Source organism: Acidimicrobiales bacterium, from assembly GCA_040219515.1.
In the GTDB taxonomy this organism is placed as follows: Bacteria; Actinomycetota; Acidimicrobiia; order Acidimicrobiales; family Aldehydirespiratoraceae; genus JAJRXC01.
On sequence record JAVJSI010000017.1, the window covers coordinates 48,745 to 69,307 of the forward strand.

Below are 20,563 nucleotides of genomic sequence, written 5' to 3' on the forward strand. Positions count from 1 at the left end.
GGCATGCGATACTGGCGGCCGTGGTTTCCTCGCCGTGCGTGTGATCGCCTCCCTGGCTGCGGCAGCGGTGGGTTATGGCGTGGGCAACCTGCCGTCGGCTGATCTCGCATCGCGTGCTGCGGGTGGTGCTGACCTTCGGGTGGCGGGCACTCGCAACCCGGGCGCGATGAACGCCGGCCACGTCCTCGGCCGGAAGTGGGGTCTCGCGGTGTCGGCGGCGGACGTCGGCAAGGGCTTCGTCGCCGGTCGTCTCGGTGCGAGGATCGGAGGCCCGGCCGGCGCGAACATCGCGGCGACGGCCGCCGTCGTCGTCGGCCACTGCTTCCCGCGTGGTCGTCGCGGTGGGAAGGGCGTGGCCACGTCGGTCGGACAGGTCGTCGCGACCTTTCCTGCGTATCTGCCGGTCGACATCGCGGTGGCCGTCGGCACGTCGATGCTGCCCTTCCTCCGTCAACGCACGCGGACAGCGACAGCTTTGGCGAGTGCCACCTGGTTCGGCTGTGGCCTGCTCGCGTGGCGTCGAGGTTTCCCGAACCCAGGGGGTGTCGAGCCCACCGCCGCGCTGCCGATCGCAGCCCTCGCATCGTCGCTGGTGATCGCCGTGAGATTTCGCACGGAAGCCGAGAACGTCGCGGCGTTCAACCAGAACGCGCGCACGTGATCGCGCTCGTCACCGACTCGTCCTCGCAGATCCCGCCAGATCTCGCTCGCCGGTTCGGCGTCGAAGTGGTGCCGGTCGTGGTCTCCGTCGAGGGTGTCGACTATCGGGAGGGCGTCGACCTCCACGCCGACGACTTCTGGGAGCGTTTCGGCGGTGGTGACCTTCCCGAGGTCGCGACCTCACAACCGAGTCCAGGCCAGTTCGCCGACGTGTACGCACGCGCCATCGCCGCGGGGGCCGACGAGATCGTCTCGGTGCACGTCGGCGAGGTCCACTCCGGCACGATCAACTCGGCCCGGCTCGCCGCCGACGCCACGAGCGTGCCGGTCCATCTCGTCGACTCGGGTACGGCGTCGTTCGGCGTCACCTGTTGCGTCTGGGAGGCGGGCGCCGCGCTGGCTGACGGAGCCGCGGCCGCCGAGGCAGCCGATCGCGCACGAGCCACGGCGCCGACCATCGGCACCACCTTCATCATCCAGGCCCTCGACTTCGCACGGCGGGGCGGCCGGCTCGCCCCGCACCTGGCCGACGATCACGACGGGGTGATGGTGCTCGGCGGGGTCGGCGGCGCCATCGACGTGCTGGCGACGGGTCACACCGTCGAGGAGCTCTGCGATCAGATGGTGGCCCCCTTCCTGGCCGACGGTCGGCCGTTCCGGGCGGGCGTGTCGTTGGCCGACCCGGCGACCGCGGTGTTCACCGAAGGAATTGAGGCCCGGCTCCGGGCGAGCGGACGGTGTGACGATCTCGTCCGCTATCGAGTCGGTCCGTCGATCGCGGCGCACACCGGCCCGGGCACGGCAGGCGGATTCTGGTACCCCGTGGAGACGTGAGCGCGCCCGGGTCGCCCGCTCGTCGATACTTGGGGTGTGACTCCTCTCGAGGACGGCTCCATCGCCGTCGTGCCACTCCCGTCGGCGATCAAGACCCTGTGGCGCGTCGGCGCCGGTCTCGAGACGCTTCTCATTCTCGGCATCGGCGTGGCCGCCGGTGTGCTCGCGGACCTCCCGGCACTCTCGATCACCACGGTCGTCGTCGCCGTGGTGTACCTCTTGCTGCGCTGGTGGACGATCGAACTGCGTTTCGACCGATGGCGATGGGGCGTCGACGACCGTTGGGTCGAGCGGCGAAGCGGCGTGCTCGTCCGCCGCACGCAGATCGTGCCGCGATCACGGGTGCAGACGCTGACGACCCGCACCGGACCGATCGATCGCCGGCTCGGCCTGAGTTCGATCGTCATCCACACCGCGGGCACGCACACGCCGAACCTGACGATTCCCCACCTCGAGCGGGACGCGGCGGACCGGCTTCGCTCGGAGCTGGGCGGGTGAGCGCGGCCCCGCACTGGCGTCGTCCGCATCCGCTGACCGTGGTGGTGCTGATCGTCGGCTTCATCACGGGCAATGCGTTCCCGCTCCTGGCGGTGTTGGCCTTCGGCGGCGGTGGGCTCGGGTTCGACACCGTCGCGCTGATCGGCGGTTTCGCCACGGTGGCCTTCGGCGCTCTCGGCTGGTTCATGACCGGCTTCGCCGTCACGGACGAGGCGGTGCACCATCGCTCCGGCATTCTGAATCGCCAGGCCCGCGCGATCCCCCTGGAGCGGATCCAACAGGTGTCGGTGGTCGAGCCGGTGGCGGCGCGAGCCGTGGGTCTCGCGCTCGTCCAGGTCGCCGAGGCATCGGCCGACGGCGACGTCGAGATCCGGTTTCTCACCAAGGCCGACGCGATCGAACTCACGGCTCGACTTCGGTCGATGTCGAGGCCGGCGCCGCCGCGTGCCACGGTCGAGGGTGAGAGAGTCAGTTCGTTGGCGCCACCGCCAGAACCTCCGGCGGCGTTGTTGCACCTCACCTCGATCAGCGCCCTGATCCGCTTCGAGCTGGCATCGATCGCTCCCGCGCTGGCGGCGGTCGCGCTGCTCGCACCCATCGTCCTCGCCGTGATCGCGTGGCGCGTCGGTCCCGCCGCGGCACTTGCCAACGCGACCGTGCTGGGCATCGTGGTGACGACGATTCTCGTCTTTCCGCTGATCGGGCGGATCGTGGTCGACGGCGGGTTCCGCCTGCTCCGCTCGTCGCGCTCGTTGACGATCGAGGCCGGGTTGCTGTCGCGGCGACAGGTCGAGGTGCGGCCCGATCGCATCCAGACCCTGACCGTTCGTTCGGGCCCGGTGGCTCGACGAATCGACCTCCACCAGATCCAGTTCTCGGCCGCCACGGGGAAGGCGACCGGTGGGAGCGTCCCGATCAATGTCCTCTCACCGGCGGCGAAGGGCACCGAGGTCGAGAGGATCGTGCTCGGATCGGTCGACGTCGACCCCGCCTTCGGCGTGCCGCTCGAGTCGGTGAGCGAGCTCACGATCCGTCGCCAGCTCGTCCGCTTCGCCGTCGCCTACGCGGTGGTGGTCCTGCCCGCCTCGGTTGCGCTCTGGTTCGCCCACCCGGTTCTGGCGATGGTCCCCACGCTCGTGTTCTGGCCGCCGGCCGTGTGGTATTCCCGGGTCCGGTACCGGCGCTACGGCATGACCATCGACGGTCGTCGACTCGTCGTGCGCAGCGGCGTCGTCATCGAGCACCTCACCCAGATCCCGCTGGCGAACGTGCAGTCGGTGTCGAGCCGGACCTCTCTCTTCCAGCGCCGCCTGGGTCTGAGCGACCTCGTCGTGACCACCGCCGGGATCGGACCGAGCAACCATGTGTCGGTGCCCGACCTTCCGGCCGAACGTTGCCGGGCGCTGATCGACGAGCTGGCCACCGCCGCCGCGACGACGCGGTGGGAGCTCCGCCTCTAGCGTCCTGACACCGATACGGCTCGCACGAGCAGCTCGAGCAGTTCGCCGACCCACTGGAACAGGAAACTGGCCGGACCATCGGGGAGGTCGTCGGCGACGAGATCGACGCCGTCGAGCTCGAGACGTTCTCCGAGCACGAGGCGCATCATGTTGAGCGCCTGCATCCACGCGGCGATGCCGTCCTCATCGAGGGTCGCGCCACCGACACCGGCCTCGACCGTGTCGAGCAGGTCGAGTCGGGACCGGAGCAGGTCGTCGTCGACCAGTTCCCGATAGGCGGCCTCGGCCTCGGCGTTGTCGGCGTGAGCGGGTGGCTTCAACCGACGCAGCGCGTCGTGGGAGTCCGCCATGAGCAGGTGGCGGAGGTCGACGATGAGGTTCGTCAACACCTCCTGCTCCCCGTCCTGGAGATCGACCACGACCGTGTGATCGCCGCCCGGAAGAAAGGGCAACCCACTCACGAGTCGTGCTCCCTGTTCTCGGTCGCACTCACGAGTCGTGCTCCATCGTGGCCCAGAGGCCGTGTTCGTGGAGGCGGAAGACGTCGTTCTCGGCCTTCTCCTTCGGACCCGACGACACGACGGCGCGACCATCGACGTGGACCTCCATCATGAGGCGGTTGGCCTTCTCCTCGGAGAAGCCGAACAGTTTCTGGAACACGAAGGCGACATAGCTCATCAGGTTGATGGGATCGTCCCAGACGATGACCTTCCACGGACGGGAGAGATCGTCGTCGCTGTCGATGTCGGGCTCGATGACACTGAGCGGCGCCGTCATGTCCGCGCCACCTGATCGAGCCGGACGATGTGAATCCACGTGATCGACGCGAGCGTGATGTGGACGGCCACCAACAGCACGGGCACCCCCGTGAAGTACTGCCAGTAGCCGACCGCGGCCTGGGCGATGAGCAGTGTCGACACGATCGCCGCCGGTCGGATCAACTCGCCGTGATGTCGATTGCGCGCCACCCAGACCAGGCGGATCACCGCGAGGATCAGCGCCAGCGCCGTGACGCTGTGGATTCGGGTGACGTCACGAACGAGGAACGGCAGCCGTTCGGCCACCTCGGCCTCGTCGCTGCCCGAGTGGGGTCCGGTACCGGTGACGATCGTGCCCATGACGAGCACGACGGCACCGCCGAGCAGGATGCCACGGGTCCATCGACGCAGTGGATGGCGCGGGGGAGGGGCAACGAGCGGATCGGGAATCGCCGCACGGTGCATCAACACCGCGGCGTTCCACAGCAGAACCATCGAGAGCAGGAAGTGGCCCATCGTGAACCGGGGGTCGAGCTCGGTCTTGACGAGAATGCCGCCCAGCACGATCTGGGCGAGCACGCCGGCGACGAGGCCCCACGACAGGCGGATGAGGTCGGCGCGACGCGGCGTGCGGCGCAGTGACCCGAGTACCGCGCCGACCACCGCGACCGTGACCACGCCGGTGAACATCCGATTCCCGAACTCGATCAGGCCGTGGAACTCGAAGTCGGAGACGAGTTGGTTCTCCTCGCAGTTCGGCCAGTCGGAGCAGCCGAGCCCCGATCCCGTGAGCCGAACCGCGCCACCGCTGACGACGATGATCGTCAGCGACCACAACGCGGCACGGGTGAGGGAGAGGTAGCGGGCCGGGCTCACGACGAAAGCGTACGGCCCCGTTGGGCGGTCCTGCCCTGTCGGCCGTAGCCTTGTGTCTCGTGACCGCCACCGTCCCCACCCGTCGTCCGCGCGCGCTCGCCTTCATCGCGCTGACGAAGCCGCGGATCATCGAGCTTCTCCTCATCACCACCGTGCCCACCATGGTCGTGGCCGAGGGCGGCGTGCCGTCCTTGTGGCTGATGGTCGCCACGGTGCTGGGCGGCACCCTCGCCGCCGGTGGTGCCAACGCGTTCAACATGTACATCGATCGCGACATCGACCGGTTGATGGAACGCACCAAGGGCCGTCCGCTCGTCACCGGCGAGGTGACCCCGCGTGAAGCCCTGATCTTCGCCTTCGTCATCGAGATCGCCGCGTTCGCGTTCCTCTGGGGGTTCGTGAACCTGCTGTCGGCGGTACTCGCCGTGTCGGCCACCTTGTTCTACGTGTTCGTCTACACGATGTGGTTGAAGCGCACCTCCACCCACAACATCGTCATCGGCGGGGCCGCCGGTGCCGTGCCGGTGCTGGTCGGCTGGTCGTCGGTCACCAACGAGCTCGACTGGCCGCCCGTCATCTTGTTCGCCATCATCTTCTACTGGACGCCGCCCCACTTCTGGGCCCTGGCGATCCGCTACAAGGACGACTACCAGGCGGCCGACGTGCCGATGCTCCCTGCGGTCGCCTCGCTGCGCACCACATGCGGCCGCATCGTCGTCTACACCCTCCTCCTCTGGGCGCTCACCCTCGCCTTCGGACCGGTGGCCGACATGGGCGCCACCTACTACGTGGCCGCCGTCGTGCTCGGCGCGGTCTTCACCGGTCTCGCGGTACAGGTCTTTCGTCGCCCTGAGCCCGCACTTGCCATGCGTCTGTTCGGCTGGTCCATCACGTATGTGACCCTGCTCTTCGGCGCGATGGCCGCCGATGAGATCGTCCGCAACGGCTTCTGAGCACCATCGGCGGAGAAAATCCGTCGAAAATCCTCTGCCGCCCGGTTTCCATACCGGTGCGCGGAGGGTTGTAGGCTCCCGTCTCGGTACTGCACCTCGAAGCTGTCGCGTTCTTCGCGGCTCGCGCCGTCGTGTGCCACGAACGAAGCAACAGCTGCGCCACCGCTGTCCCGGTGCAACTGTCGGAGGACACCTGCCACCATGACGATGACCGACTCACCGCCGGCAACTGACATTGCCCATGCCGACAGCGCCGCTGCGGTGGCTTCTCCTGTCGCCGGGCTCTACGAGGCCCTCACCAGCACCGACCACAAGATCATCGGCCGTCTCTGGCTGCGCGCCGGCGTGCTCATGCTGATCGGCGCGGTCGCTCTCGGCGTGTTGCTGGGCTTCGAACGAGTCGACGGCGCCTCCACCGACATCTTCGGCGGTGACAACGCCTACTTCCAGGTGTGGGCCCTGTATCGCATCGGTCTGGCGCTGCTCGTCGCCGCACCGCTCTTCATCGGTCTGGCCATGGTCGTGGCACCGATGCAGGTCGGGTCGACCAACATCGCCTTCCCCCGCGCCGCACTCGCCTCCGCCTGGGGCTTCATGATCGGCGCCGTCATCATGATCGTCGCGGTGCTCGCCGGTGGCGGCTGGGGTGCGGTCGATCAGGCCAGCGGCGACGAGCGCGATGCCGTCGCGCTCACGCTCGTCGGCATGGCGATGGTCGTCATCTCACTGCTGCTCGGTGCGCTGTGTGTGGCCACCACCGTCGTCTCCATGCGGGTCAAGGGCATGACGCTGTTGCGAGCCCCGCTGTTCGCCTGGTCGATGCTGGTCGCCTCGGCCGTCTGGCTGCTCACCCTGCCGGTGCTGCTCGCCAACCTCCTGATCGCCTACGTCGACCTCCACAACGGTCCCGGCACGTTCGGCGGCGGGCTCAGCGGTGACCTCAGCATCTACGGCCAGGTCGACTGGCTCGTCCAGCAGCCGCAGGTCTACGCCTTCGCCATCCCCGTACTCGGCGTGCTCGGCTCGATCGTGCCCGTCACCGCAGGGGTGCGGGCCGGCCGTCACGGCCTGTCGATGGGCCTCATCGGGTTCTTCGGGCTCCTCTCGGTCGGCGCCTGGGCCCAGCCCTACTTCCAGCCCACGAGCGACGCCGTGGTGCGCTACGACGAGAAGTTCGTCTACATCGCCTTCGGCATCGCCGCGATCCTGCCGGTCCTCGGTGCGTTGGGCGGCGCCGCCGACGCGCTGTTCCGCGGTCGCAACAATTTCGCCGGACTTCCGCCGGCCCATGTGCTGGGTGCGCTCGGTGCCGGCCTCCTGCTGCTCGTCGGCACCGCCGCCGGTGTGGCTCGCGTCGTCGAACCGTTCGAGCTCGGCGATCGCGTCACCACCAGCGGCGTGATGAACCTCGTCCTCTTCTCGGCCATCGCCGCAGCCGTCGCCGGCATGTGGTTCTGGGCCCCGAAGATCGGCGGCAGCGAGCTTCCGCCGATGATGGGCCGACTCGTTGCCGTCAGCCTGATCGGCGGCGGCCTGCTCCTCGGCGGTGCCCAGGTCGTCAACGGATTCTTCGAGACCAGCGTCGTCCCGCTCGTGGCCCCCACCGACGACGTGGGCGACGCGCTGAACGTCGTGTCGCTCCTCGGCATGCTCCTGATCGCGGTGGGCGTGCTCGGCCTCGTCGCCGCGCTGGGCAAGGCTCTGCGCTCCACCGAGACGGCGGCCGACGACCCGTGGGGCGGTCACACCCTCGAATGGGCCACCGCCACACCGCCGCCCCCCGGCAACTTCGCCGAGGCGCCCGCCCTCGTCACCTCCGAGGCACCCCTGCTCGATGCACCAACCGACGAAGGAGGGGAGCCCTAGATGACTGCCGCCACCACCGGTCTCCCGTCGGCCGAGGTCACCCGTCCCCGCACGGTCCTCGTCGGCACCATGTTCGCCTCCGCTGCCGCCTTCATGGCGTTCGTCGGGGTCGTGCTCGTCTATGTCCACGAGCGGGCCGAGGCCGTCGGCTCGGACAGCGAGTGGTTCCCCGAGGGCGCCGTGCAACTCGGACCGGCCGGGTTCGTCCTCTCCACGCTGATCCTGTCGATCTTCACCATCCAATGGGCGTTGCAGGCCATCACCAACGACGACCGCAAGAACGCCCTCGTGGCGCTGGCGCTGTCGAGCCTCTTCGGTGCCGCGGTGTTCAATCAGCTCTGGTTCATCATCAACGACACCGGCTTCACGCTCTCGGCCACCAACGCCCAGTTCATGTTCTTCGTGGTGCTCGGCACCTTCACGGCGTTCATGATCAGCGCGGTGGTCTTCGTCGCACTCACCTTCCTGCGGGCCCTCATCGGGCAGTTCGGCCCCCGCAAGGCCGATTCGGTCGCCGCGGCCGCTTTCTACTGGAACACAGTCGTCGCAATGTATGCGATCGCCTGGTACGTCATCTTCGTCACGAAGTAGGGATCAGATGTTCACCACGGGCTTCAAGTTCTTCTTCGGCACCGGCGTCGCGCTCGCGACCGCCGGTGTCCTCTACGGCTACACCACCGGCGGCAACCACATGGGCCCGCTCTCCCTCGGTTGGAAGGGCGGCGTCGGCGAGCATGTCGGCTACGGCCTCCTCGTGGGCCTGGGCGTCACCGCCATGGGCGTCGCCCTCACGCTGATCTTCTTCCGCGACGCCGACCCGGCCGACCAGGCCGACTACATGGGGGTCGACGACATCGCGCCCAGCGCGCCGGTCACCGCCAGCCCGTGGCCCATCGTGGGCGCGTTCGGCGTCGGCACCATGGCGGTGGGCCTCGTGCTCAACACCGCGGTCTTCATCACCGGCCTCGTCATCGTCGGTGCCGTGGCCATCGAGTGGATGATGGACGCATGGGCCGACCGGGCGACCGGCGACCCTGCAGCCAACCGGGCCCTGCGCAACCGCATCATGGCGCCGATCGAGATTCCGGCCGCCGGCACGGCGCTCGTCGCCGTCGGCGTTCTCGCCGTGTCGCGGATCTTCCTCAACGTCTCGCCGCTGGGCGCCGTCGTCATCGCCGGTGTCGTCGCCGTGGTGATCCTCGGTGTCGGCGTGCTCGGCGCCCTCGACGTCAAGATGAACCGCAACATCGCCACCGGCCTGGCGCTCGTCGTCGGTGTCGTGGTGCTCGGCGGCGGCGTCTGGGCAACCGTCGACGGTGAACGCGAATTCCACCCGCACGAGATCGAGGGCGAAGAGGGCCACGGCGGGGATCACGCCGAGGACGACGGCGAGGATCATGCCGAAGACGATGGCGAACACTCTGACGGAGACACAGACAGTGAGTGACATGCGCAACTTCCGACGGCGCCTTCCCGGTGCCGGCCTCATCGCGATGCTGGGTCTCCTGCTCGCCGGCTGCGCGAGCGACGCCGAACTCGACACCCTGAAGCCCGAGAGCGACGTCGCCAACGAGATCTACGATCTCGTCCTTCCGGTGTTCATCGTCGGCGGCGTCGTCCTGGTGCTCGTGTGCGCCGCCGTCCTCTGGCTGTCGGTGAAGAACCGGGTCGACAGCTACGAGGGCGACGACGAATTCCCCGAGCAGATCTCCCACAACAACACCCTCGAGATCAGCTGGACCATCGGCCCGGCCCTCGTGATGGCGATCATCGCCGCTGCCACCGTGGTCACCCACATCGCCATCAACAAGGACGAGGCGGCCGCCATCGAGATCGAGGTCGCCGGTGAGATCACCTCGTGGGACCCGACAATCGTCGTGGTCGGCCAGCAGTGGTGGTGGGAGTACCGCTACTACCTCAACGAGTTCGACATGGATGCCTCGATGCTCGAGGACCCGCGCGACCTGCCGCCGGCCGACATCGTCACCTCCGGCCAGTTCGCCATCCCCACCGGTGTCGAGGTCGACCTCGTGATCACTTCTCGCGACGTGATCCACTCACACTGGATTCCCCGCCTCAACGGCAAGCGCGACGCGGTGCCGGGCCGCTTCTCGCCGTGGAAGATCGAGGCCGATGAACCCGGCGTCTACTTCGGTCAGTGCACCGAGTTCTGCGGTCTCTCCCACAGCCGCATGCGCATGCAGGCCATCGCGATGGACCAGCCCGAGTTCCAGGAGTGGATCGACATCCAGATGTCGCCGGCCACGTTCGACGACGAACTCCAGCCCTATGTCGACTCCTACATCGAGACCGGCGCGGGTTCGTTGCCCGACGATCCCGGTATGGCCCTGCGCGGACTCGACGTGTTCGTCGCCCAGTGTGCCTCGTGCCACCTGGTCAACGGGCTCAACGACGGTGACTACGACGGCGCCGAGGTCGTGTCCGGTTCGGCGCCGAACCTCACCCACCTCATGCAGAACACCACCTTCGCCGGCGGCATCCTCGATCTCTACAACGAGGACGGCACGGTGAATCGCGACGACCTGGCGGCATGGATCCGCAATCCGGCCGACATCAAGGCGAACTTCGCCAACGACCTCGCGGACGGCGAGCTGCCCCGCGGTATGCCCAACCGCAACCTGACCGAACGACAGATCGACGACGTGGTCGTCTTCCTCGAGACGCTGGGCCCGCGCCCACCCGACGAGCGCATCGCAGCCACGGAGGTGGAGTGACATGGCGATCACCGAAGAGCCCCTCGCACTGACAACGGGTGAAACCGCAGCCGCGGCCCGTCCGCTCGGCGCCCTCACCCGACCCCAGGGCGGCAACGGCTGGCGAGACTGGCTCAGCACCGTCGATCACAAGAAGATCGGCATCATGTACGGCGTCGCGGCCATGTTCTTCTTCGTCGTGGGCGGTATCGAAGCGCTGCTCATCCGCATCCAGCTGGCGGCCCCCGAGGGACAGTTCCTCTCGGCCGAGGTCTACAACCAGGTCTTCACGATGCACGGGGTCACGATGGTGTTCCTGTTCGTGATGCCGCTGGCCGCGGCCTTCGCGAACTACCTCATCCCGCTCCAGATCGGCGCCCGTGACGTGGCGTTCCCCCGTCTCAACGCCCTGTCCTTCTGGATCTGGCTGTCCGGCGCCATCTTCTTGAACACCTCGTGGTTCGTGGGCGGCGGAGGCGCCGACTGCGGCTGGTTCTGCTACTCGCCCAACAGCGGCGTGGCGTTCTCACCGAGCAATGGCGTCGACTTCTACGCACTCGGCCTGCAGATCGCCGGCATCGCGTCGCTGATCGGTGCCATCAACCTGATCGTGACCGTGCTCAACATGCGGGCGCCCGGCATGTCGCTGTTCCGCATGCCGATGTTCACCTGGCTGATGCTCGTCACGCAGTTCCTGTTGCTCTTCGCCCTGCCGGTCATCACGGTGGCGCTCTTCCTGCTGATGTTCGATCGGCTCTTCGACGCCCAGTTCTTCAATCCGGAGACCGGCGGTGATCCACTGCTGTGGCAGCACTTGTTCTGGATCTTCGGTCACCCCGAGGTGTACATCATCATCCTGCCGAGCTTCGGCATCATCTCGGAGATCATCCCGACGTTCAGCCGCAAGCCCATCTTCGGCTATTCGTTCATGGTCTTCTCCGGCATCGCCATCGGCTTCATGGGCTGGGGCGTGTGGGCCCACCACATGTTCGTGTCGGGCATCGGACCGTTCTCGGTGGCCGCCTTCTCGCTCTCGACGATGTTCATCGCCGTACCGACGGGCGTGAAGATCCTCAACTGGCTCGCCACGATGTGGGGCGGCAAGATCCGCCTCACCACCGCGATGCTCTACTCGGTCGGCGCCGTTGCGATGTTCACCATCGGCGGTGTGTCCGGCGTCACCCACGCCCTGGCGCCGGCCGACACCCAGCAGACCGACACCTACTACATCGTGGCCCACTTCCACTACGTGATCTTCGGTGGCGGCGTGCTCGGTCTGCTCGGTGGCCTGTACTTCTGGTTCCCGAAGATCTTCGGCTTCATGCTCAACGAGACCATCGGCAAGGTCAATTTCTGGCTGATCCTGATCGGTTTCAACCTCACCTTCGGTCCGATGCACGTGCTCGGTCTCCAAGGCATGAGCCGCCGTATCGACACCTACTCGCCAGGATTCGGTTTCGAGCTGTGGAACCTGGTCGCAACCATCGGTTCGTTCACCATCGCGGCCGGAATGCTCGTGCTCTTCTTCAACATCTGGAAGTCGAAGCGCGATGCCGCCGACCTCCCGGCCCCCGGACCCGACCCGTGGGACGCCCGCAGCCTCGAGTGGAGCGTTCCTTCGCCCACCCCCGAGCACAACTTCGACACCGTTCCGGTGGTCGAGGGCGTCGACGAATGGTGGCATCGCAAGTACGGCTACGACGAGGACAAGCGCGTCGTTCGCATCGCCACGATCGAGGAAGCCGCCCAGGACGGCTCGGCCACAGGTGTGCACCTCCCGGCGCCGTCGTTCTGGCCGCTGGTGTTGGCTGCCGGACTGCCGCTCATCGGCTATGGCCTGATCTTCAACCTGTGGCTCTGTGTGATCGGTGGCGCCCTCACGGGCATCGCCATGTACTCGTGGGCCCTCGAACCCGTCGATGACCCTGACGCCGGGCACGACGACCATCACGACGACGGTCACGACGACCCTGACGACGACCCTGAGCACGCAACCGCGGTCACCGCCGGCGCCGAAGGAGGCGAGTGATCATGGCAACAGCCACGCTCGAGAGCCACGACACCCACGACGATCACGGCCACGGGACATCCACCGGCATCTCCAACACCAAGTTGGCCATGTGGACCTTCCTCGGGTCGGAATGCCTCCTCTTCGGTGGCCTGATCTCGACCTACCTGCTCTACAAGACCCGTCGCGGCCCCGGCCCCGACAACACCACGATCCCGACCGACATCTTCGACATCCCGTTCACCTCGGTGAGTTCGTTCGTGTTGCTCATGAGCTCGCTCACCATGGTGTTGGCGCTGTCGGCACTGACCCGGGGCGACAACCGGGCCACCCGGGCGTGGCTGCTCACCACTGCGATGCTCGGTGGCGTCTTCATCGGCGGTCAGGTCTACGAATTCACCGCCTTCCTGCGCGAGGGAGTGGGCTTCACCCACAACCCCGCCAGTTCGGCCTTCTACACGCTCACCGGCTTCCACGGCGTCCACGTGAGTCTCGGCATCGTCATGCTGATGTCGCTCGTCGTCGCCTCGAAGCAGGGAAAGCTCACCCCCAAGAACACCGAGACCGTCGAGGTCGTCGGCCTCTACTGGCACTTCGTGGATGTGGTGTGGATCTTCATCTTCACCGTCATCTACCTCATCCCGACCGAGTAACGGAGCCCTGAACATGAGCGAAACCGTCACCGAGACCGCCACCGCCGAGGATGCAGCCGACGACGCGCACGAGGCGGGAGCCCACGAGCATCCGTCGGACTGGGCCTACATCAAGATCGCGCTCGTCCTCGCCGTGTTCACCACGATCGAGGTGCTGACCTACTTCGAGTCGGCCCTGCCGATCTTCGAGAACAACGCGGTCACGATCACGACACTGCTCGTGCTCATGGTCGTGAAGTTCTACCTCGTGGCCACGTGGTTCATGCACCTGAAGTTCGACAACCCGATCTTCGGCCGAATGTTCCTGGCCGGCCTCGTGCTGGCCACCGGCGTCTACATCATCGCGCTGAGCGCCTTCGAGTTCTGGGCCTGATGTCATGACGGCGAACCTCCTCGCCGCAAGTCCCTGGTCGTTCCAGCCGCACCCCGAGGTGTGGCTGCTCATCGCCGGCATCGTCGGGATGGGGTACTACGCCACACGGTCGATCGGGCCGCTGGTGGTACCCGCAGGCGAGCCGGTGGTCACCACCGCCCAGAAGCGCTTCTTCGCCGTCGGCGTGATCCTCCTGTGGGTCGCCGCCGACTATCCGATGCACGACATCGCCGAGGAGTACCTCTACTCGGTGCACATGTTCCAGCACCTGCTCATCACCTTCATCGTGCCGCCGCTGCTGTTGCTGGCGATGCCCGAGTGGCTGGCCCGTCTCCTCATCCTCGACGGCGGTACCACTTCACGGGTCCTGCGGGTGCTCACCAAGCCCGTCGTGGCCGGGGTGATCTTCAACATCTTCCAGATCCTCACGCACTGGGGCACGGTGGTGAACACGAGCGCCGACAACGGTCCGTTCCACTACATGATCCACCTGTGCATCTTCGGCGCCGCGCTGCTCATGTGGTTCCCGGTCCTCGGCCCGCTCAAGGAAGTCCAGATGAGCGAACCGGGAAAGCTCCTCTACCTCTTCCTCATGTCGATCGTGCCCACGGTCCCGGCCGGCTGGCTGACGTTCGCCGAGGGTGTCGTCTACGAGGCCTACGACACCGACACGAACCTCTGGGGCCTCAACCCGACCAATGATCAACAGCTCGCCGGGGCGATCATGAAGGTCATCGGCGGCTTCTACCTCTGGGGCCTCATCGCCATCCGGTTCTTCCGCTACACCGCCACCCTTCGAGCGGCCGACTTCGAAGGCCGAAGGACCGCAGGTCGACTCACCTACTCCGATGTGGCGAAAGCCTTCGACGACGCCGGCGTCCCCCCACGCGAGCCCGAAATCGAGTCGAGTTAGCCACCTCCGCGGTGGTCACCCCGCCTCAATTTGACGGGGTTGGGGGGAGGTGAGGCGATACCGTCGTCGCCATGCTCGACATCAGGCTGATTCGTACCGATCCCGAGGCCGTCAAGGCGGCCATCGCGCGTCGCGGCGAGTCGACCTCCTCGATCGACGAGGTGATCGAGCTCGACACCCGGCTGCGGGCCATCGGTACCGAACGCGACGACATCCGGGCCGAGGTGAAGCAGCTCTCGAAGCAGGTGGGCGCACTGCACAAGGAGGGCAAGGCCGACGAGGCCGCCGATCTGCAGGACACGAGCCGTGCACTGGGCGAGCGGGAGAAGTCGCTGTCCGACGCGGCCGACGAGCTCGGCGAGGCCATCCGCTCCCTGCTGCTCAACGTGTCGAACATGCCCTCGCCAGAGGCTCCCGACGGGCTCACCGAGGACGACAACGTCGAGCTGCGGGTGGAGGACTTCGATCCGGCTTCCTACGCCGAACACCAGCGGGTGCCCCACTGGGAGGTGGCCGAGGAGCTCGGCATCCTCGACGTCGACCGCGCCGTGCGCATGTCGGGCTCGATGTTCGTGATGTATCGCGGCGCCGGCGCCCGCCTGTTGCGAGCCCTGATCTCCTACGGCCTCGACCGGAATCGTGACGCCTTCGAAGAGGTGCGGCCGCCGACCGTCGTCAAGACCGAGACGATGATCGGCACCGGCCATCTGCCCAAGTTCTCCGACGACGCGTACCACCTCGAGCGCGACGACCTGTGGGCCATTCCCACCGCCGAGGTGCCCCTCACGTCGATGGTCGCCGGCGAGATCCTCGACGAGGCCGAACTGCCTCTGCGACTCATGGCCCACACGTCGTGCTTCCGGCGCGAGGCCGGTTCCGCCGGCCGCGACACGCGAGGGCTGCTGCGGGTCCACGAGTTCGACAAGGTCGAGCTCTATGCCTTCTGCACGCCCGATCAGGCCGTGGCCATGCACACGGAGATCCTCGAGCGAGCCGAGGGCGCCATTCGTGATCTCGGTCTCGCCCATCGGGTGCTCGACTTGGCGTGTGGCGACATCAGCGGCGCCGGCGCCCGCACCTACGACATCGAGGTCTTCGCGCCGGGCGCTGATCGCTGGCTCGAGGTCTCCTCTGTCTCGTGGTGCACCGACTATCAGGCTCGCCGAGCCAACATCCGCTACCGGCCCGAGGGCGAGAAGGGCACCCGTTTCGTCCACAGCCTCAATGGTTCCGGTCTGGCGGTACCCCGCGTCTGGGCGGCGATCATCGAGACGTATCGCCGGGCCGACGGCTCGGTTGCGATGCCCGAGGTACTGCTGCCCTACCTGGGCGGCATGACCGAGATCCCGGCGCCCGCTAGCTGATCGACAGGCCCAACCACGCGAGGCCGACGCCGCCGACAATGGTCAGCGCGAGATAGCCGGTCGCCGCCCCGGGCCGCGCGTCCCACAGCGCCACGAGCTCGAGCATCAGCGTCGAGAACGTCGTGAACGACCCGAGAGCGGCAACCCCAATCACGGTCGATGTGGCGGCTGACGCACCGCTCAGCCAACCGAGGGCGAACGACCCGACGAGATTGGCCACGAGCGTGCCGACCGGTGGCGGCAGCCGCTCGGCCAACTGCCACCGGGCGACGGTGCCGGCCATCGCCATGGCCGCGAACGACGCGACGATCATGCGGACTCCCGTCGGGTGGCCATCCCGCCGAGCAGCGCGACGAGACCGGTGACCACGCTGGCGAGCAGCAGGCCGGCGCCGTCGAGCGGCGAGCCGGCGTCGAGGTGATGCGCCGCGTCGACCGCCAGTGTCGAGAACGTGGTCAGAGCGCCGCAGAATCCCACGCCGACGCCGAGTCGGCGGGAGCCGTCGCCCCGGAGTGCACCGTGGATCAGCATCCCGAGAACGAAGCTACCGATCGCGTTCATGCCGACGAGCGCCCAGGCCGCATCGTCGGCGACCTGCAGCAACGCCCAACGGGTGCCGGCGCCGACGAGGCCACCGGACGCGACCAGAACCGGCTTCGGTAGCTCCACGGCTGCACCGTAGGCTGCGTCGATGGACCTCGCTGCGATGCGCGAGCACTACGGACTCGCCGGACTCGACGAGTCCGATCTCGCGCCGACGCCGATGGCCCAGTTCGACGACTGGTTCACTTCCTGGGCGTCCACCCACCCCTTCGACGCCAACCTGGCGACGTTGGCGACGGTGGGCGTCGACGGCTGGCCGTCGTCTCGGGCCGTCCTCGTGAAGGGGGCCGACGAGCGGGGCTTCGTCTTCCACACGAACCGCAGGTCGGTGAAGGGCGCGGCCATCACGGCCACGGGTCGGGCGGCCCTGACGTTCGTCTGGCGGGAGATCGAGCGACAGATCCGGGTGGTGGGCGACGTCGAGCTGTTGCCCGATCCCGAGTCCGACGCCTACTTCGCCGGCCGACCCCGAGGCGCCCAGATCGGGGCGTGGGCGAGCGATCAGTCGGCGGTCATCGCGTCCCGGGCCGAGCTCGAGGCTCGCCAGGCCGAGGTCGAGGCCCGCTTTCCCGACACCGTTCCCCGGCCCCCACACTGGGGCGGCTATCTCGTACGGCCCCGCTCGGTCGAGTTCTGGCAGGGCCGACCGAACCGACTCCACGACCGCCTGGAGTACCGACGAGCCGACGACGACGAGTGGACCGTGGTCCGGCTCGCTCCCTGATCCGCGTCAGGCGGCGAGGTGAGGTGCCACCTCCGCGGCGATGAGCTCGAGGTGGTCGAGGTCGGTGTCGTCGAGCACCTGGAGGTAGGCCCGGGTGGCGCCGGCATCGGCGAACTCCCGCAGCCGGGCCACGCACTCGTCCGGGGTGCCGGCCACGCCGTTCTCGCGAAGTTCAGGGACCTCTCGCCCGATGGCGGCGGCCCGGCGGGCGATCTCGGCCTCGTCGGTTCCGCAGCACACGACCTGGGCGGCGGAGAACGTCATCGTCGCCGGATCACGGTCGCGAGCTTCGCAGGCGGCGACGACATTGTCGGTGACCGGCGCGAACGCGGCAGCCGGCGAGAACGGGACGTTGAACTCGTCGGCGTAGGTGGCGGCGAGGCGAGGCGTCCGCTTCTGGCCGAAGCCGCCCATGACGATCGGCGGGCGGGGCGACTGGGTGGGTACCGCCAGCGCCGGCGACGACTGGATCGTGTAGTGCTCACCGGAGAACTCGAATTCCTCACCCGCCGGGGTCTCCCACAGACCGGTGATGATCGCGAGCTGCTCCTCGAGGCGATCGAACCGACCACCGAGGTCGTGGAACGGGATGCCGTACTTCCGGTGTTCCTCCTCGAACCATCCGGCGCCGAGTCCGAGCTCGACGCGTCCGTTGCTCATCTCGTCGATCTGGGCCACGGCGATGGCCAGTGGGCCGGGTAGCCGGAAGGTGATCGGCGTGACCAGCGTGCCGAGGCGAAGTCGTTCGGTGTCGCCGGCGAGCCCGGCCAGCGTGGTGAGGGCATCACATGGGCCGGGGAGGCCGTCGCCGTCACCCATGTGCAGGTAGTGGTCCGAGGTGGAGAAGCCGTCGAATCCGAGGGCTTCGGCTCGCTGGGCGAGCGTGCGGAGGCGGGCGTAGGTGGTGCCCTGCTGGGGTTCGACGAAGATGCGGAGGTGCATTCTCGGAGACTAGAGCGGCCAGCTCGACACGGCCTTGCTCAGTACCTCGATCAGCTGCTCGACCTGCGGGGCCCGGCTGGTGCCCTGCCAGTCGGACCATTCAGCTTCCTCACGGTTCCAGCGGGTGGTGGGCGGCAGTTCGATCTGTACCCCGGCGTTCGTGGGGAGGTTCACGGGATTGTCGGCGTGCTGGCCGCGTAGCCCCTTGGGGATGTCGTCGAGGCGGTCGATGATGCCGAAGCGCTCGTCGATACCGCCGCGCAGGTGATCGCCGACGTGAGTGGCGAGGGCCCGGTTGCGGCCTCCCAACAGCACATCCCAGAACCGGTCCTCACGGCCGTAGCCGTGGATCGCGATGACGACATCGACATGGTCGACGAAGCCGGCGAGCGCGGGAGAGTGGGCGGGGTCGAAGGCGGTCGACGGGATGTGGCGTCGCAACGGCGGCGCCTGGATGATCGCGTAGAGCGATGCATCGGTGCGCTCGGCGACCTCGGTGGCGATCACGTCGGTGCAGCGTTCGAGGTTGCCGCCGTGGAACGCCATGAGGCCGAAGGTGTTGCGAAGTTCGCAGACCTCGGTGACCTCAGGATGTCCGAGCAAGTCGCGCAGCATGCTGCGGACGATACCGACCGACTCGGCGCCACACGATCCAGGCGACCAGCGCGACGAAGACGACCTCGAGGGGAACGCCGGCCCGGACCGGGTCCGAGAACCAGTTGCCGATGCGGGCCGGCCAGCCGCCGACGAAGCGGAGCAGGGGCAGGAGGATGAACTCACCACCGTTGTAGACCTCGGTCATGAAGTACACGGCGAGATACACCAGACCGATGGAGGCGCGCGAAACCGGGTCACGCAGGTCGTCGCGCCATCCGATCACGAGGGCGCCGAAGATGCCGAAGAGCGACAACAGGCCGATCCGTTCGGTGGTGGTTTCCTGGATCCACGTGGTCGTGGCGCTCTGGAACTCGAGGAACTGATCGACGAGAAGATTGCCCGCGTCGAACTGGTTGTCGACGGTGATCCGGTAGTCCCAGATGCCGTAGTCGATCATGTAGATGCCGGCGATGACCAACAGCACCCCGGAGAACCGTCCGATGTGGGGGAGGATGCGCCGCATGTTGGTCGCGACATTGCTCTTGGCCAGGGCCAGGCTCATCGTGAGGAAGGTGACGACCACACCCATGCCGATGCCGTAGGCGAGGAAGTTTCCGGTGCCCCGGGCCACACCGTCGGCCGAGAACGAGTTGCTCACGCCGGAGATGAAGATGCCCACCGTGCACGAGAGCGACACGACCGCGTAGCTGACGCCGAACATGAAGATGGACCCGAGATTCCGGCTCCCTGTGCCCTTGTTCATCTTCGGCAGCCGCACGTTCAGCTGCCGCCCGAGCAGCATGGAGATGCCGAGTGGGATGAGCAGCACGCCGATGGCGATGATGACGTAGGGGGCGTAGTCGAGCACGTCGCCCTGGTTGATGACCGTGGCGAAGAGCACGCCGAACGTGCCGAACACGGCGATGAAACCCATCGTCATCACGAGACCGACCACGAGGCCTCGAGCCACCGTGGCCAGTCGGCTCTGGCCGTGCTCCTTGCTCTCGATACCGAGGAAGTAGGACAGGTACGCCGGAAGCATCGCGAACCCGCAGGGGTTGAACGCGGCGAAGATGCCGAGACCGAAGGGCCACGCGAACTCGCCCATCAGAGAATCTCCTCGTTGATCTCGTCGCGCATGGGAACTCCACGAAAACGGTACTCGCACGTACGAGCCGACCGCCTGTCGGCGGAGAAACCCGCCGACGTGCTGTCTGCTTCCAACGCCGGCGGGGCCGTGATCGTTCCCGCCGGTCGCCGTACCGCCGGCGCGGTGTCGTGTCGATGGTCAGGCCGGGGCTCGCATCTGCCGTTGCCCGGGCCCGGGGGTTCATCGTTTCGACACCACGCCGGCGCCTGCGCCGTGGGGGGAGGTTCAGGTCAGGCCGTGAGGCGCTGTGCCTGGTCGGCGAGGTGTGCCGGCACCGCGATGACGGGCATCTGGTCCTCGGGGCGAGCCACCTTCGGTGGACGACCCCGACGGCGTTTGACCGTCAGCATCTTGCCGTTCATGAAGAGCTGACCGCCCCACACGCCGCACGGCTCACGCCGGTCGAGGGCGCCCTCGAGGCACGGTGCGAGCACCGGGCACTCGGCACAGACCCGCTTGGCCGCCGCGATCTCACCGATGTCCTCGCTGAAGAACAGGTCGGCGGCATCGATGACGGAGCGACACGCGGCGTGGTTCTCCCACGTCGCCGCCTCCCGGATGAAGTTGTCGTGTATGTCGTCGCTCTCTTTGACGAGGGGTCCCATGACCTCGTCTCC

The 20,563-nt window shown here is 67.5% G+C and carries 24 protein-coding genes; 15 read left to right on the forward strand and 9 right to left on the reverse strand.

Annotated elements, in window-relative coordinates; genetic code table 11:
* Positions 1 to 34 precede the first annotated feature (34 nt).
* The 4 genes from RIB98_17405 to RIB98_17420 are packed head-to-tail and all read left to right on the forward strand — an operon-like array spanning position 35 to position 3,452.
* Positions 35 to 661 carry a glycerol-3-phosphate acyltransferase gene (locus tag RIB98_17405; GenBank protein ID MEQ8842759.1) on the forward strand — a complete coding sequence of 209 codons (627 nt, stop codon included), beginning with the start codon at positions 35 to 37 and terminating at the stop codon, positions 659 to 661.
* Positions 658 to 1,494: a DegV family protein gene (locus RIB98_17410; GenBank protein ID MEQ8842760.1), complete on the forward strand. Its 837-nt coding sequence runs from the start codon at positions 658 to 660 to the stop codon at positions 1,492 to 1,494. Before RIB98_17405 ends, RIB98_17410 begins: the two co-directional genes overlap by 4 nt.
* A 36-nt stretch (positions 1,495 to 1,530) precedes the next feature.
* Positions 1,531 to 1,992: a PH domain-containing protein gene (locus tag RIB98_17415; protein ID MEQ8842761.1), complete on the forward strand. Its 462-nt coding sequence runs from the start codon at positions 1,531 to 1,533 to the stop codon at positions 1,990 to 1,992.
* Positions 1,989 to 3,452 carry a PH domain-containing protein gene (locus tag RIB98_17420; protein MEQ8842762.1) on the forward strand — a complete coding sequence of 488 codons (1,464 nt, stop codon included), beginning with the start codon at positions 1,989 to 1,991 and terminating at the stop codon, positions 3,450 to 3,452. Before RIB98_17415 ends, RIB98_17420 begins: the two co-directional genes overlap by 4 nt.
* Here RIB98_17420 and RIB98_17425 read toward each other — a convergent pair.
* The 3 genes from RIB98_17425 to RIB98_17435 are packed head-to-tail and all read right to left on the reverse strand — an operon-like array spanning position 3,449 to position 5,086.
* Positions 3,449 to 3,913, reverse strand: coding sequence for a DUF2017 family protein (locus RIB98_17425; GenBank protein ID MEQ8842763.1), 465 nt, complete (start codon positions 3,911 to 3,913; stop codon positions 3,449 to 3,451). The genes RIB98_17420 and RIB98_17425 overlap by 4 nt on opposite strands.
* A 28-nt stretch (positions 3,914 to 3,941) precedes the next feature.
* A complete protein-coding gene (clpS, locus tag RIB98_17430) occupies positions 3,942 to 4,229 on the reverse strand; it encodes an ATP-dependent Clp protease adapter ClpS (protein ID MEQ8842764.1) in 288 nt (95 codons plus the stop codon).
* On the reverse strand, positions 4,226 to 5,086 hold the full coding sequence (locus RIB98_17435; protein MEQ8842765.1) for a COX15/CtaA family protein: 861 nt from the start codon (positions 5,084 to 5,086) through the stop codon (positions 4,226 to 4,228). The genes clpS and RIB98_17435 overlap by 4 nt, the downstream gene beginning before the upstream one ends.
* Positions 5,087 to 5,145: 59 nt before the next feature.
* Here RIB98_17435 and RIB98_17440 point away from each other — a divergent pair, with 59 nt between their 5' ends.
* From RIB98_17440 to serS, 10 genes are all read left to right on the forward strand, one after another.
* On the forward strand, positions 5,146 to 6,039 hold the full coding sequence (locus RIB98_17440) for a heme o synthase (GenBank protein ID MEQ8842766.1): 894 nt from the start codon (positions 5,146 to 5,148) through the stop codon (positions 6,037 to 6,039).
* A 201-nt stretch (positions 6,040 to 6,240) separates the two neighbouring features.
* A complete protein-coding gene (locus RIB98_17445) occupies positions 6,241 to 7,905 on the forward strand; it encodes a cbb3-type cytochrome c oxidase subunit I (GenBank protein MEQ8842767.1) in 1,665 nt (554 codons plus the stop codon).
* The gene (locus RIB98_17450) at positions 7,906 to 8,496 is read left to right on the forward strand and encodes a cytochrome c oxidase subunit 3 (GenBank protein MEQ8842768.1); all 591 of its coding nucleotides are present in this window, start codon (positions 7,906 to 7,908) and stop codon (positions 8,494 to 8,496) included.
* Between the two features lie 7 nt (positions 8,497 to 8,503).
* On the forward strand, positions 8,504 to 9,352 hold the full coding sequence (locus RIB98_17455; protein MEQ8842769.1) for a hypothetical protein: 849 nt from the start codon (positions 8,504 to 8,506) through the stop codon (positions 9,350 to 9,352).
* Position 9,353: 1 nt separating this feature from the next.
* Positions 9,354 to 10,640 (forward strand): cytochrome c oxidase subunit II, encoded by a 1,287-nt coding sequence (gene coxB / locus RIB98_17460; protein ID MEQ8842770.1) that lies wholly within the window; start codon positions 9,354 to 9,356, stop codon positions 10,638 to 10,640.
* Between the two features lies 1 nt (position 10,641).
* Positions 10,642 to 12,648, forward strand: coding sequence for a cytochrome c oxidase subunit I (gene ctaD, locus RIB98_17465; protein ID MEQ8842771.1), 2,007 nt, complete (start codon positions 10,642 to 10,644; stop codon positions 12,646 to 12,648).
* A 2-nt stretch (positions 12,649 to 12,650) separates the two neighbouring features.
* Positions 12,651 to 13,280 carry a heme-copper oxidase subunit III gene (locus RIB98_17470; GenBank protein MEQ8842772.1) on the forward strand — a complete coding sequence of 210 codons (630 nt, stop codon included), beginning with the start codon at positions 12,651 to 12,653 and terminating at the stop codon, positions 13,278 to 13,280.
* Positions 13,281 to 13,293: 13 nt separating this feature from the next.
* The gene (locus RIB98_17475) at positions 13,294 to 13,653 is read left to right on the forward strand and encodes a cytochrome C oxidase subunit IV family protein (protein MEQ8842773.1); all 360 of its coding nucleotides are present in this window, start codon (positions 13,294 to 13,296) and stop codon (positions 13,651 to 13,653) included.
* A gap of 4 nt (positions 13,654 to 13,657) precedes the next feature.
* Positions 13,658 to 14,566: a cytochrome c oxidase assembly protein gene (locus RIB98_17480; protein MEQ8842774.1), complete on the forward strand. Its 909-nt coding sequence runs from the start codon at positions 13,658 to 13,660 to the stop codon at positions 14,564 to 14,566.
* A gap of 71 nt (positions 14,567 to 14,637) precedes the next feature.
* Positions 14,638 to 15,930 carry a serine--tRNA ligase gene (serS, locus tag RIB98_17485; protein ID MEQ8842775.1) on the forward strand — a complete coding sequence of 431 codons (1,293 nt, stop codon included), beginning with the start codon at positions 14,638 to 14,640 and terminating at the stop codon, positions 15,928 to 15,930.
* On the opposite strand, the gene RIB98_17490 is transcribed toward serS, so the two are convergent.
* Both RIB98_17490 and RIB98_17495 read right to left on the reverse strand, forming a co-directional pair.
* Complete coding sequence (locus tag RIB98_17490; protein ID MEQ8842776.1) at positions 15,923 to 16,243, reverse strand: CrcB family protein; 321 nt, start codon at positions 16,241 to 16,243, stop codon at positions 15,923 to 15,925. The two genes, serS and RIB98_17490, sit on opposite strands and share 8 nt — an antisense overlap.
* Positions 16,240 to 16,599 (reverse strand): CrcB family protein, encoded by a 360-nt coding sequence (locus RIB98_17495; protein MEQ8842777.1) that lies wholly within the window; start codon positions 16,597 to 16,599, stop codon positions 16,240 to 16,242. The genes RIB98_17490 and RIB98_17495 overlap by 4 nt, the downstream gene beginning before the upstream one ends.
* Positions 16,600 to 16,621: 22 nt before the next feature.
* On the opposite strand from RIB98_17495, the gene pdxH reads away from it, so the two are divergent.
* Positions 16,622 to 17,257 carry a pyridoxamine 5'-phosphate oxidase gene (pdxH, locus tag RIB98_17500; GenBank protein MEQ8842778.1) on the forward strand — a complete coding sequence of 212 codons (636 nt, stop codon included), beginning with the start codon at positions 16,622 to 16,624 and terminating at the stop codon, positions 17,255 to 17,257.
* Positions 17,258 to 17,263: 6 nt separating this feature from the next.
* Here pdxH and RIB98_17505 read toward each other — a convergent pair whose 3' ends face one another.
* From RIB98_17505 to RIB98_17520, 4 genes are all read right to left on the reverse strand, one after another.
* Positions 17,264 to 18,199 carry an LLM class F420-dependent oxidoreductase gene (locus tag RIB98_17505; GenBank protein MEQ8842779.1) on the reverse strand — a complete coding sequence of 312 codons (936 nt, stop codon included), beginning with the start codon at positions 18,197 to 18,199 and terminating at the stop codon, positions 17,264 to 17,266.
* A gap of 9 nt (positions 18,200 to 18,208) precedes the next feature.
* Complete coding sequence (locus tag RIB98_17510; protein ID MEQ8842780.1) at positions 18,209 to 18,814, reverse strand: poly-gamma-glutamate hydrolase family protein; 606 nt, start codon at positions 18,812 to 18,814, stop codon at positions 18,209 to 18,211.
* Complete coding sequence (locus RIB98_17515) at positions 18,786 to 19,904, reverse strand: cytochrome c biogenesis CcdA family protein (GenBank protein MEQ8842781.1); 1,119 nt, start codon at positions 19,902 to 19,904, stop codon at positions 18,786 to 18,788. Before RIB98_17515 ends, RIB98_17510 begins: the two co-directional genes overlap by 29 nt.
* Positions 19,905 to 20,176: 272 nt before the next feature.
* Complete coding sequence (locus RIB98_17520; protein ID MEQ8842782.1) at positions 20,177 to 20,551, reverse strand: WhiB family transcriptional regulator; 375 nt, start codon at positions 20,549 to 20,551, stop codon at positions 20,177 to 20,179.
* Positions 20,552 to 20,563 lie beyond the last annotated feature (12 nt).